The organism is Pseudomonas sp. GW822-FHT07A10, assembly GCF_058798795.1.
The window spans coordinates 31,508-43,919 of the sequence record NZ_JBXAKV010000017.1; the positions used below are offsets into that span (position 1 = coordinate 31,508).

Consider the following 12,412-nt stretch of genomic DNA (forward strand, 5'->3'; position numbering starts at 1 on the left):
AGGAGTGTTTATATGTCTTCGCTTTCCAATTCGTTGCGCATTGGCGTCATCGGCACCGGGGCCATCGGCCAGGACCATATCCGTCGTTGCAGCCAGACCTTGCTCAACAGTCAGGTTGTCGCGGTCACCGACATCAATTTGCAGCAAGCGGCCAAGGTCGTCTCCGATCTGAAACTGACCGCCGAGGTCTATCCCGATGGCCACGCGCTGATCAAGGCGCCGGACGTCGACGCAATCCTCGTCACCTCCTGGGGCCCGAGCCACGAAGAGTTCGTACTGGCGGCCATTGCGGCGGGCAAACCGGTGTTCTGCGAGAAACCGCTGGCGGTCACCGCCGAAGGCTGCCGCAAGATCGTCGAGGCCGAAGTGGCCCACGGCAAGCGACTGGTGCAGGTTGGTTTCATGCGCCCGTACGATGAAGGTTATCGGGCATTGAAATCGGTGATCGACAGTGGCCAGATCGGCGAGCCGCTGATGCTGCACTGCGCACACCGCAACCCGACCGTAGGTGAAAATTACAAGACCGACATGGCGATTACCGACACGCTGATCCATGAGCTGGACGTGTTGCGCTGGTTGCTCGACGACGACTATGTGTCGGTGCAAGTGGTGTTCCCGCGCAAGACCAGCAAGGCCCACGCCCATTTGAAAGACCCGCAGATCGTGTTGCTGGAAACCGCCAAGGGCACGCGCATCGACGTGGAAGTGTTCGTCAACTGCCAGTACGGCTACGACATCCAGTGCGAAGTGGTAGGGGAGACGGGCATCGCCAAACTGCCGGAGCCGTCGCAGGTTCAGCTGCGCAGCGGAGCGAAACTGTCCAATGCGATTCTGATGGACTGGAAGGATCGGTTCATCGCCGCGTACGACGTCGAGTTGCAGGCGTTCATCGATGGCGTGCGCGGCGGGCAGGTCGGCGGGCCATCGGCGTGGGACGGTTTCGCCGCCGCCGTCGCTGCGGATGCCTGCATCGAGGCGCAGAACAGCGGCCAGATTGTGAAGGTCGCACTCCCTGATCGCCCACACTTCTACGGCTAACCGATCATTCCCACGCTCTGCGTGGGAATGCATCCCGTGACGCTCCGCGTCACAAAACGGACGCAGAGCGTCCATGGCGGCGTTCCCACGCAGAGCGTGGGAACGATCAGCGTAAGGTGATGGAGAACAAAAAAATGCGCATCGCACTAGACCCCTACATGTACCGCAACCTGTCCCTGGGCAAGATGGTCGACAAGGTCGCCGAGCTTGGTTACGAACACATCGAGCTGTCGCCCCGAGAAGATTTCCTGCCGTTCTATAAAGCCCCGCGAGTCGACAAGGCGCGGATCAAGGAATTTCGCAAAGCCCTGAGCGATACCGGGGTCAAACTCTCTTCCTTATTACCCATGTACCACTGGGCCGCCGCCGATGAAGGTTTGCGCGTGGCCGCCGTGCGCAACTGGAAGCGGGCGATCCAGATTGCCGTGGAGATGGACTGCGAACTGGTCAACACCGAGTTCACCGGTCAGTCGGACAACCCATTGGTCTGCGAGAACCAGTTCATGCGCTCCATGGACGAACTGATCCCCGAGTTCGAACGCGAAGGCATCAAGCTCGATATCCAGGCCCATCCTTATGATTTCTGCGAGCGCAACAACGAGTCGGTGGACATCATTCGCGGTCTGGACCGCGACTGGATCAACTACCTCTACGCCGCGCCGCACACGTTTTTCTATGACGATGGCGTGGGTGATATCGCCTCGATGCTCAAGTACGCCGGTTCGAAGCTGAGTCATTTGATCATCGCCGACACCTACAACCACAAGGCCTCTTCGGGCTTGCGCTACATCGTCAACCCGCCGGGTGTCACTGCCACCGTGCATCAGCACCTGGACATCGGCCAGGGCGAGGTCGACTGGGAAGCGTTTTTCGGCACCTTGCGCGAGATCAAGTTCGATGGCATCGCCACCGTCTCGGTGTTCGCCTGGGAAGACCGGCCGGACGAGTCCAACCGAATGATGCTCGAACGCGTGACCCGCGAACTCTGCCAATAACCGCGGCATACACAAAAAACCTGTGGGAGCGGGCTTGTGTGGCGAGGGGGCTTGCCCCCGTTCGACTGCGAAGCAGTCGTAAACCAGTCACTGCTTTCTAAATTCAATAACGCGGTGATTGGTTTTAGGGGTGCTTCGCGCCCCAACGAGGGCAAGCCCCTCGCCACACAAGCTCGCTCCCACAGGGGCCGCGTTCTATAAGGAGAATACTTTCATGCGTATCGGACTTGTCGGTTACGGCCATGGCGGCCGGTTTTTCCATGCTCCGCTGATCAGCAGTTTGCCGGCGGCGACGTTTGTGGGCGTGGTCACCCGTTCCGCCGAGCGCCGACAACTGCTGGCCACGGAACATCCCGGTGTGCCGGCCTTCGACAGCATTGGCCAACTGGTCGAAGCCGGGATTGATGTGCTGGTGGTGTCCACGCCGCTCAAAGGTCGTCCGGCGTTGGTGCTCGACGCCATCGAACACGGGGTGGCGGTGGTCAGCGACAAGCCGTTCGCCGCCGATACGCAGCAGGCGCAAACCCTGATCACCATGGCCGAGCGTCAGGGCGTGCATTTGAGCGTTTACCAGAACCGGCGCTGGGACTCGGATTTCCTCACCGTACGCAAACTCATCGAGTCCGGTGCCCTGGGCCAGGTCACCCGTTTCGAGTCGCGGATCGAACGCTACTCGCCACAGTCGGTGAACAACGGCAGCGGCGGTGGTTTCCTGCGTGATCTGGGCAGCCATCTGGTGGATCAGGCGTTGCTGTTGTTCGGCCCCGTCACCCGGGTTTACGCCGAACTGGATTACCTCGAAAAAGGCCAGACCTTCGACAACGGCTTCTTTATGTCCCTGACCCATGCCAGTGGCGTGATCTCGCACCTGAGTGGCAGTTGCCTGCAAAACACCCCGGGCCCGCGTTTTCGCGTGACCGGCACCCAGGGCTGCTACAGCGTCGATGGTCTGGACGGGCAAGAGGCGTCGACCCTGGCCGGGCTCACGCCCAAATCCGAGGGCGAGCGCTGGGGCGTCGAAGAGCATCGTCGCTGGGGCTGGTTCGAACAGGGCGAGGTGCGCGAGCGGGTGCCGTCCGAGCGAGGCTGCTGGAACCAGTTCTATTTGCAGCTACAAACCGCGTTACAGAGCGGTGGCCCACTGCCGGTCGAGGCCCGTGATGCACTGGCGACCACCCGCGTGCTAGACGCTGCGCGGCTCAGTTTCGAGCGCCATCAAGTGGTGGCGTTGAGCGCATTTGAAAGCCATGGAACAAAATCAGAATAAAATTCTAAAATGAGTTGATATAGAAATTATTTTCTAATAAAGTCGTTTCCAGGTTGCCGACTATCAACGTCCGATCACGCTCAAGCAGGCCTTGAACGAGTGAAGGACGCACCAAAAACAAGAAACAAAGCCAGGTACCGTCGATGAAAACCTTCAACTCTGCTCTGCATGCTTTACGTTCCGCGCTGCACCTCTCTCGCGACCTGCCTCGCGTCTCGTTTCATTCCGTCTCTCGCTTGCTTTGCGTCGAACGCAAGGGCGCCCTGGTCTGCTGCATTCCGGGAGCGCCGATAGTCCGCTTGCCCGCTTACTGAAATCGTCACGCCTTATCCATAAAACCAACAAGAATGTGGAGAAAGACCTTTCATGAAGACCAAGACCCGTTTCGCCTCACTCGCCTTGTCCCTGATGCTCGCCAGCGGTGCCGCACTCGCTGACATGAAGATCGGCGTCAGCATGGCGCAGTTCGATGACACCTGGCTGACCTATCTGCGCGAATCCATGGACACCAAAGCCAAGTCCTATCCTGATGGCGTCAAGCTGCAGTTCGAAGATGCGCGCAGCGACGTGGTCAGGCAGTTGAGCCAGGTAGAAAGCTTCATCAGCCAGAAAGTCGATGCCATTGTGGTCAACCCGGTGGATACCGCCGCCACCAAGAAAATTACCGAAGCGGCGGTCAAGGCCGGCATTCCGCTGGTGTACGTCAATCGCCGCCCCGATGACTTGAACCTGCCCAAAGGCGTGGTCACTGTCGCCTCCAACGATCTGGAGGCCGGTCAGATGCAGATGCAGTACCTGGCGGAAAAAATGGGCGGCAAGGGCGACATCGTGATTCTGCTCGGTGATTTGGCCAACAACTCCACCACCAACCGTACCAAGGGCGTAAAAGAGGTGCTGGCCAAGTACCCGAACATCAAGATCGAGCAAGAGCAGAGCGGCATCTGGTCGCGGGACAAGGGCATGACCCTGGTCAACGACTGGCTGACCCAGGGCCGCAAGTTCGACGCGGTCGTCTCCAACAACGACGAGATGGCGATTGGCGCGGCCATGGCCCTGCAGCAGGCGGGTGTCGCCAAAGGCAGCGTGCTGATCGCCGGTGTCGACGGTACGCCCGACGGTTTGAACGCGGTGAAGAAGGGCTCTCTGCTGGTTTCGGTGTTCCAGGACGCCAAGGGGCAGGCCGACGGTTCGGTCGACACGGCGGTGAAAATGGCCAGGAACGAGCCGGTCGAACAGGCCGTGTGGGTGCCGTATCGCTTGATCACTTTGCAAAACGTTGACCAGTTCAAATAGTCCGTCCGTTCGATAACAACAATAAGCACGCAAGGTTGCGACGCGACCTTGCTGATGGAGTACCTGATCATGTTCGCTTCAGCGACTGCTTCGAGCCCCCCGTTGGTGGGTATCCAGCCAACCGCAACACCTGTCGATGAGCCGTACCTGTTGGAGATCATCAACGTCAGCAAGGGTTTTCCCGGTGTGGTGGCCTTGTCCGACGTACAGCTGCGGGTGCGTCCCGGTTCCGTGCTGGCGCTGATGGGCGAAAACGGTGCTGGCAAATCCACCCTGATGAAAATCATTGCCGGCATCTACCAGCCGGACGCTGGCGAGTTGCGCCTGCGGGGCAAGCCGGTGGTCTTCGAAACGCCACTGGCCGCGCTCCAGGCCGGGATTGCGATGATCCACCAGGAACTCAACCTGATGCCGCACATGAGCATCGCCGAGAACATCTGGATCGGCCGCGAGCAGCTCAACGGCCTGCACATGATCGATCACCGCGAAATGCACCGCTGCACCGCCAAACTGCTGGAGCGTCTGCGGATCAATCTCGATCCGGAAGAGCAGGTGGGCAACCTGAGCATCGCCGAACGGCAGATGGTCGAGATCGCCAAGGCGGTGTCCTACGACTCCGACATCCTGATCATGGACGAACCGACTTCGGCCATTACCGATAAGGAAGTCGCTCACCTGTTCTCGATCATTGCCGACCTCAAGAGCCAGGGCAAAGGCATCATCTACATCACTCACAAAATGAACGAAGTGTTCAGCATCGCCGATGAAGTGGCGGTATTCCGCGACGGCGCCTACATCGGCCTGCAGCGGGCCGACAGCATGGACGGCGACAGCCTGATTTCGATGATGGTCGGTCGCGAACTGAGCCAGTTGTTCCCGGTGCGCGAGAAGCCGATCGGCGATCTGTTGCTGTCGGTACGCGACCTCAAGCTGGACGGCATTTTCAAAGACGTCTCCTTCGACCTGCATGCCGGGGAGATCCTGGGCATCGCCGGATTGATGGGCTCGGGGCGGACCAATGTCGCCGAGGCGATTTTCGGCATCACTCCGAGTGACGGTGGCGAGATCCGGCTCGACGGCGAGGTGGTGCGCATCACTGATCCGCACATGGCCATCGAGAAGGGCTTCGCGTTGTTGACCGAAGATCGCAAGCTCAGCGGCCTGTTCCCGTGCCTGTCGGTGCTGGAAAACATGGAAATGGCGGTATTGCCCCATTACGTCGGTAACGGCTTCATCCAGCAGAAAGCCCTGCGCGCGTTGTGTGAAGACATGTGCAAGAAGCTGCGGGTGAAAACGCCGTCGCTGGAGCAGTGCATCGATACCTTGTCCGGCGGTAATCAGCAGAAGGCGTTGCTGGCGCGCTGGCTGATGACCAACCCGCGAATCCTGATTCTCGACGAGCCAACCCGGGGCATCGATGTTGGCGCCAAGGCCGAGATCTACCGGCTGATCTCGTACCTGGCCAGCGAAGGCATGGCGGTGATCATGATCTCCTCGGAACTGCCGGAAGTGCTGGGCATGAGCGACCGGGTCATGGTCATGCACGAGGGCGACCTGATGGGCACCCTCGACCGCAGCGAAGCGACCCAGGAACGAGTGATGCAACTGGCCTCGGGCATGTCCGCGGTTCACTAATGGATGCCGGCGGTGGCCATGGCTGCCGCCGATGACGCAATAGAAGGGTGAGTGGTTATGAACGCGATACTGGAAAACAAGCCTGCAATGGCACCGGTCAAGAGTCGCCGGCGCTTTCCGACCGAGTTGAGTATCTTCCTGGTGCTGATCGGCATTGGCCTGGTCTTCGAGTTGTTCGGCTGGATCGTGCGGGATCAGAGCTTTCTGATGAACTCTCAGCGCCTGGTGCTGATGATTCTGCAAGTGTCGATCATCGGCCTGCTGGCAATCGGGGTAACCCAGGTCATCATCACCACCGGTATCGATCTGTCCTCCGGTTCGGTGCTGGCGCTGTCGGCGATGATTGCCGCCAGCCTGGCCCAGACCTCGGACTTTGCCCGGGCGGTGTTTCCGTCCCTGACTGACTTGCCGGTGTGGATTCCGGTGATCACCGGGCTGGGGGTGGGATTGCTGGCGGGGGCGATCAACGGCAGCATCATTGCAATCACCGGGATTCCACCGTTCATTGCCACCCTCGGCATGATGGTCTCGGCGCGCGGTCTGGCGCGCTACTACACCGAAGGTCAGCCGGTGAGCATGCTCTCGGATTCCTACACGGCCATTGGACATGGCGCGATGCCGGTGATCATCTTTCTGGTGGTGGCGGTGATCTTTCACATTGCCCTGCGCTACACCAAGTACGGCAAGTACACCTACGCCATCGGCGGCAACATGCAGGCGGCGCGCACCTCCGGCATCAACGTCAAGCGGCATCTGGTGATCGTCTACAGCATCGCCGGGTTGCTTGCCGGCCTGGCCGGGGTGGTGGCGTCGGCACGGGCCGCGACCGGGCAGGCCGGGATGGGCATGTCTTATGAGCTGGACGCGATCGCCGCGGCGGTCATCGGCGGCACCAGCCTGGCCGGTGGCGTTGGGCGCATCACCGGCACCGTGATTGGCGCATTGATTCTCGGGGTTATGGCCAGCGGCTTTACCTTTGTCGGTGTTGACGCTTATATTCAAGACATTATCAAGGGGCTGATTATTGTGGTGGCGGTGGTCATCGACCAGTACCGCAACAAGCGCAAACTCAAGCGCTAAGCCACACGAAACACGAAACTGCGCCACGCCTGACCCGCGTGGCGCAGCCGTTTGTCTTCTATATACAGCCGTTGGACTGAATTTCTTGCTATAAACGCACTCCGATAAGCGCCTCAAAGCTCGCCATAGAGCACTTTCAAGGCTTTGTCGGACAGATTTGCTGTCTTTTCAGTTGCTGAGGCCTCAAGTCGGCCTTAGACTGCCGCCCCTCGTAAATTGAGTGCCGGGTGGCGCTTGGAATAAACGGCGCCGTTCCAATGACCGCACAAGGCTCAACGGAACGCTCCCTAATTCGCCTTAATGCACGTTTTTTTATAGAGATATCAATGACAAAGGACAAGTTGCTGGCCATGCCGGCGGATGACTACATGAATGCCGAGCAACATGCTTTTTTCTCTGAGCTGTTGCAGAACATGAAAGTCGAAACCCATGAGCGCATCGAACAGAATCGCATCGCCATCGAGAGCCTGGACACCCCGGCCGATCCGGCTGACGCAGCTTCTGTCGAAGAAGAGCGCACCTGGCTGGTGAACGCGATCGATCGCGACCAGCGCATGCTGCCTCAGTTGGAACAGGCCCTGGAACGCATCAAGGAAGACAGCTTCGGCTGGTGCGATGACAGCGGCGAGCCAATTGGCCTCAAGCGCCTGCTGATCAGCCCGACCACCAAGTACTGCATCGAAGCTCAAGAACGTCACGAGCAGATCGACAAGCACCAGCGTCAGGCCTGATTTCGTAGCGCCCCCATCGCGGGCAAGCCCGCTCCCACAGGTTCAGCACGGACTTTGTGGGAGCAGGCTTGCCCGCGATGCTTTTCGACGTCTGCGAAAAGCCGACGCACTTCTATTGATCTGCTGCAACCCCCCACTACTAACGGACCATAGATAATGGCCTTGTGGTGGCGTTTAATGCGGATACAACAATTAGAAGATGCCTGGGGTGACAAACGATGACGCGAGACGGGTCTCTGGCTGGGGCAGTGCCCGCAGCCGTACTTTTGCCGAAAAACCAGTGGCTCACGCCGACCCTGCAAAGCATCGCCCTGATGCTCTTGCTGTGTGGCATGGCATTGGCTGGCTGGTCGCTTTACCTTGGCCTGCCATTGGCCGTGCTGATCATCTGGCTGCCGCGCCTGCGTTCGCGCGCGCTCCCCGAGGCAACCCCAGAGGACAGCGCCAGCGCCATCGCCGGTTTGACTCGTGATCTTTCCTACACCACCAGTCATAACGCCTTGTCGGCTGCCGGCGTAGCCTTTTCGGTCAAGCAACTGGCCGACAAGCTGCAATCGCAACTCGGCGCCGCAGCACAGATTGTCAGCAGCGCTGAAGTGATGATCGCCACCGAACAGGTTACCTCGACACTCAGCCGGGAAGCCTTGAGCGCGGCCAGCGAAGCCCATCAGAGCAGCGCGGCAGGGCGTACGGAACTGATCGAGTCCATCGCGCGCATGCATCAACTCAGTCAGCGTGCCAGCAGCAGCCGCGAGTTGATCGAAGCCCTGAGCCTGCGCAGTGACGATATCCAGCGGGTCACGCTGGTGATCCAGTCCATCGCCAGCCAGACCAACCTGTTGGCGCTGAATGCGGCCATCGAAGCGGCGCGGGCCGGGGAACATGGTCGCGGGTTTGCGGTGGTGGCCGATGAGGTTCGTGGCCTGGCCGCGCGCACGGCGACGGCGACCGGCGAAGTCGGGGAGATGGTCGCTGACATTCAACAACGCACGGCGCAAGTTGTAGAGCAGATTCGTCAGTTGGCCAGCGACCTGAATACCGGCGTTGCGCAGGTCGAGCACACGGGGCAGCACCTGGAAAACATCGCGCGCCTGGCCGCCGGTGTTGAAAGGCAGGTCGGGGAAATCGCTCTGGGCGCGGACACTAATCGCGAACAACTCGACAGCCTGTTCCACGCCATCGAACAAATGCGCAGCGACCTGGCGATCAGTGACCAGCAAACCCAGCGCCTGGCCCAGGCGGCGGTGCAAATGGAAGGGCAGGCCGAAACCATCAGCGAACGCCTTGCCGAAGTCGGGCTGGATGACTATCACCAGCGGATTTACGACCTGGCCCGCGAAGGGGCAAGTCAGATTGCAGCGCGTTTCGAGGCGGATATAGACCAGGGGCGGGTCAGCCTCGACGACCTGTTCGATCGCAATTACCAGGCGATCCCCAACACCAGCCCGACCAAATACCAGACCCGCTTCGACCGTTACACCGATCAGGTCTTGCCGGCGATTCAGGAACCGTTGCTGCCGCGTCACGAAGGCCTGGTGTTCGCCATTGCCTGCACGCAGCAGGGGTATGTGCCGACCCACAACACCGTGTTCAGCCAGCCGCTGACCGGCGACGTGCAGGTCGATACCCTGCAAAACCGCACCAAGCGCAAGTTCGCCGACCGCACCGGGATTCGCTGTGGCAGCCACCAGCAGGCCGTACTGTTGCAGACCTACACCCGCGACACCGGTGAACTGATGCACGACCTCTCGGTGCCGATCATGCTCAAGGGTCGCCACTGGGGTGGATTGCGGTTGGGCTACAAACCGGAAAAGCCTCGCTGATAGCCTGACAATTGTTACCGCATATGCAACGAAGCTGTGCAGCGCCGTTGCTGTTTCCTCGCGGATGAACTCATTAACATGCCTGCATAGTTAGGTCGCTAATGAAATTCGAGAGGTCAGCATGCAAAGCAAAGTCGATGTCGCGGTCATGATTGGCAGCGGCGTGCCCGCCAGTTTGCGAGCGATGGGGCAGAGCGTCTGTTGGGTGGTGCTGCTCAATGGTGAGCGCCGGGGGACGGTGTTCTCCAGTCGCAATGAAGCCGAGGAGTGCAGGGCTGCCTGGTTGGCACAATTGAACGCCGAAATGCCCGACAGCCTGCATTGAGCCTCTTGGCTAGTGGATCTGGTGCATGCGCAGGTTCAGGTCGTCGACCACATGGGCCCAATCGGCGTCTTCACGCAGTTGTTCCTTGAGGAAGCCGGCTTGTTGCGGGGTCCAGAACTCGGCATCGATGAGTTTCTTGTCATCGGGCAACGGTGAATGCAGGGCAATGAAATCGTCGATGGCCTTTTCGCTGGAGTCCAGGCCGAGCTGGTCGAACAAGCCTTTCAAGTCATGTGTGGGTGAATCCATCTTCATCTCCTTGCAGATAATCAATCGCCTGGGGCGTGAGGTCTGAGGTGCGGCTTCATTGCATCTGAAGGCGCCGCGCGCCAGGGAGTTCGATAACGATGTCCAAAGCAGGGATGAGCATAGACTGCAAACCCGATGGTCAGCCCTTCAACGCACCCTCATCGACGGCAAGCTTCAGGGCTTTGGCGGATTCCTGGGCGGCAATCGTCGCGACTTCCGCAGTCTTGAACCAGCGATCCTTTTCAACCTGGTGATACGACACGGTGGTCAACGGCGGTTTGGCGCGCATGATAATGACTGCCTGGAATTCACCGTCGACCTCTCTGGCTTCGCCCCGGATAAAAAATTCACCGATATCAAATTCCGTCACGTAGCAGTCTTCCCTTTGAAATATTATGTTGTATTGAGCGCCGTCCACCCTGGGGACGGGTTTCATGGGGCGGGCAGTATGGCAGTAGTTGCCTGCCGGCGGCTGAGTTAAGTCGCCGGCGTGACGAAACGTCTATAGATGTGAATGCCGCAGGATGAGTCAGTTGCGAGACTCGAGCGAGCGGGCAAGGGCGCAGGCTTCGTTATGGTCGGCGCGGAAACCTCTGACACGTCCTGTGGATATTTCCCTGATGTGAAAAAAGGCGTTGCCGGCCAATACCACCTGAAAACGCGGGAGCAGATGCGCCTCAGGGAGGAAATCCTGCTGGCGGAGTACTATCGATTGCAGAAGTGACGAACTGTTTGTGTGGTGTGTGTGAGGCTGGGCGAAGTGAGTCAGTGTGCACATATGAAGTCCTTTTCGTGGTTTTACCGACGTGTGTACGTTGTTTTGGGTAGTCTCGGTGAGCATGGCTGCTCTAGAATCGCCGTCACTGGTTGGCGATTGCTGCCCATCTAAAGCAATTTTTTTCTGGCGATATGTCGGAAAAGTGCTTTTTTTAAAGAGATTTTTCCCTAAAGTTGGTAGTCAGGTTTTTCTGGCCGTCAGAAGGGCGTTTTCCTTCAACCTCTGACGACCGCCAGGCAAGACGACGCGGGGGATGTTCCAGTAATCTTCCCAAACCTCGCGATGAATGAGCCCTCTGCTCGTTCCAGGATTACGACCCGGGTCATTTGGCTAAACCTCGGCATTGCCGCTTTTTTCTGCTGTGCGCGTTTCCTGCGTGCGGCATCATTTTCAGATGTGGGGATGTTTCCTTGGCAGTAAGTAATCTCGATATGCATGCTTTGTTCGTACTGGGTGATTTGCGCGCAAAGCTGGTTAAACAGTTTCAGTCACGTTTCGTCTACATCACCGAACAGAACGCTGAAGGCATTTACATTGCCGAGATCGACACCGAAGCCGCGCTGGTGGTAGACGACAAGCCCGGGCTGAAACTCAAGGTCGGCGATCATTTCAGCGCTTCCGTATTGCCCAGCCGCGAAGGCGGCAAGCTGGACATCAAGTTCCGCGAAATCAAATTGACGGTATACGGACTGGGGGATTACGCGTTCGTGACCACCGCGGACGGCCACGGCATCGTGTTCAAGGAAGGTCATAGCGTGGTGATGGTGTTTGCGGCCCACCAACAATTGCAGGAAGGCCTGACCAAGACACTGAAAGCCGTGACTGCCAAGGCCGCCAAGTGGCGCAAAGGCGAACTGGTGACCTTCAAGGCCAGCGAGTAATGACCCAGACCCGCGCCGATTTCCATGAGCAGAACCAGGCCAGTGCACATGCCGAGGCCCAGCGCCTGTTGGCTGAAAAGGCCGTTCTGCAGGGAGCCTGGCTGAGTTGGGTAGCGTCACAGATTTATATGTTGCGCCCGGCGGCGTACGCCAGCATGGTCAGAAGAGAGCTTGCGCGCTTGCAGGAACCTTCCGAAAAATAATCCTCGCCCCTCGAAAGCAGAAACCTCTACTACAGTCAGTTGACTGAGTATTCAGAGGCTTGCGGTCTTCTTTGTCAGGCCATCCTGCTATTGCTGTGAACAGCACGAGGTGCA

Annotated in this window: 14 protein-coding genes; 11 read left to right on the forward strand and 3 right to left on the reverse strand. The window is 59.0% G+C overall.

The annotated features are described in order from the left end of the window. Nucleotides 1-12: 12 nt before the first annotated feature. The 9 genes from iolG (at nucleotide 13) to AC1RL4_RS24245 (ending at nucleotide 10,187) form a co-directional block, all read left to right on the forward strand. Nucleotides 13-1,038 (forward strand): bifunctional inositol 2-dehydrogenase/D-chiro-inositol 1-dehydrogenase, encoded by a 1,026-nt coding sequence (gene iolG, locus AC1RL4_RS24205; RefSeq protein ID WP_230172010.1) that lies wholly within the window; start codon nucleotides 13-15, stop codon nucleotides 1,036-1,038. 134 nt (nucleotides 1,039-1,172) lie between these two features. Next, a complete protein-coding gene (locus AC1RL4_RS24210; protein ID WP_007939382.1) occupies nucleotides 1,173-2,033 on the forward strand; it encodes a sugar phosphate isomerase/epimerase family protein in 861 nt (286 codons plus the stop codon). A 214-nt stretch (nucleotides 2,034-2,247) separates the two neighbouring features. Further along, on the forward strand, nucleotides 2,248-3,300 hold the full coding sequence (locus tag AC1RL4_RS24215; RefSeq protein ID WP_019582687.1) for a Gfo/Idh/MocA family protein: 1,053 nt from the start codon (nucleotides 2,248-2,250) through the stop codon (nucleotides 3,298-3,300). Between the two features lie 366 nt (nucleotides 3,301-3,666). After that, a complete protein-coding gene (locus AC1RL4_RS24220) occupies nucleotides 3,667-4,593 on the forward strand; it encodes a sugar ABC transporter substrate-binding protein (protein ID WP_019582686.1) in 927 nt (308 codons plus the stop codon). A 69-nt stretch (nucleotides 4,594-4,662) separates the two neighbouring features. Further along, nucleotides 4,663-6,228 (forward strand): sugar ABC transporter ATP-binding protein, encoded by a 1,566-nt coding sequence (locus AC1RL4_RS24225; protein ID WP_019582685.1) that lies wholly within the window; start codon nucleotides 4,663-4,665, stop codon nucleotides 6,226-6,228. Nucleotides 6,229-6,285: 57 nt separating this feature from the next. Next, nucleotides 6,286-7,308: an ABC transporter permease gene (locus AC1RL4_RS24230; protein ID WP_018928024.1), complete on the forward strand. Its 1,023-nt coding sequence runs from the start codon at nucleotides 6,286-6,288 to the stop codon at nucleotides 7,306-7,308. A 326-nt stretch (nucleotides 7,309-7,634) separates the two neighbouring features. Continuing rightward, nucleotides 7,635-8,039, forward strand: a complete 405-nt coding sequence (locus AC1RL4_RS24235) for a TraR/DksA family transcriptional regulator (protein ID WP_007935965.1) — start codon at nucleotides 7,635-7,637, stop codon at nucleotides 8,037-8,039. Between the two features lie 599 nt (nucleotides 8,040-8,638). Next, nucleotides 8,639-9,862 (forward strand): methyl-accepting chemotaxis protein, encoded by a 1,224-nt coding sequence (locus tag AC1RL4_RS24240; RefSeq protein WP_371929201.1) that lies wholly within the window; start codon nucleotides 8,639-8,641, stop codon nucleotides 9,860-9,862. Nucleotides 9,863-9,983: 121 nt separating this feature from the next. Further along, nucleotides 9,984-10,187: a hypothetical protein gene (locus tag AC1RL4_RS24245; protein WP_018928022.1), complete on the forward strand. Its 204-nt coding sequence runs from the start codon at nucleotides 9,984-9,986 to the stop codon at nucleotides 10,185-10,187. Between the two features lie 9 nt (nucleotides 10,188-10,196). On the opposite strand, the gene AC1RL4_RS24250 is transcribed toward AC1RL4_RS24245, so the two are convergent. The 3 genes from AC1RL4_RS24250 to AC1RL4_RS24260 all read right to left on the reverse strand — a co-directional run bounded on the left by AC1RL4_RS24250 (nucleotide 10,197) and on the right by AC1RL4_RS24260 (nucleotide 11,214). After that, entirely contained in the window at nucleotides 10,197-10,436 is a 240-nt protein-coding gene (locus tag AC1RL4_RS24250; RefSeq protein WP_018928021.1) for a DUF2789 domain-containing protein, read from the reverse strand. A gap of 139 nt (nucleotides 10,437-10,575) precedes the next feature. Next, nucleotides 10,576-10,806 (reverse strand): hypothetical protein, encoded by a 231-nt coding sequence (locus AC1RL4_RS24255; RefSeq protein WP_018928020.1) that lies wholly within the window; start codon nucleotides 10,804-10,806, stop codon nucleotides 10,576-10,578. 159 nt (nucleotides 10,807-10,965) lie between these two features. After that, the gene (locus AC1RL4_RS24260; RefSeq protein WP_081625793.1) at nucleotides 10,966-11,214 is read right to left on the reverse strand and encodes a hypothetical protein; all 249 of its coding nucleotides are present in this window, start codon (nucleotides 11,212-11,214) and stop codon (nucleotides 10,966-10,968) included. Nucleotides 11,215-11,624: 410 nt separating this feature from the next. Between AC1RL4_RS24260 and AC1RL4_RS24265 the strand changes: the two genes are divergently transcribed. Together AC1RL4_RS24265 and AC1RL4_RS24270 are read left to right on the forward strand one after the other, a co-directional pair. Then, a complete protein-coding gene (locus AC1RL4_RS24265) occupies nucleotides 11,625-12,095 on the forward strand; it encodes a hypothetical protein (RefSeq protein ID WP_026286571.1) in 471 nt (156 codons plus the stop codon). Continuing rightward, the gene (locus AC1RL4_RS24270) at nucleotides 12,095-12,298 is read left to right on the forward strand and encodes a hypothetical protein (protein ID WP_007935975.1); all 204 of its coding nucleotides are present in this window, start codon (nucleotides 12,095-12,097) and stop codon (nucleotides 12,296-12,298) included. The genes AC1RL4_RS24265 and AC1RL4_RS24270 overlap by 1 nt, the downstream gene beginning before the upstream one ends. Nucleotides 12,299-12,412 lie beyond the last annotated feature (114 nt).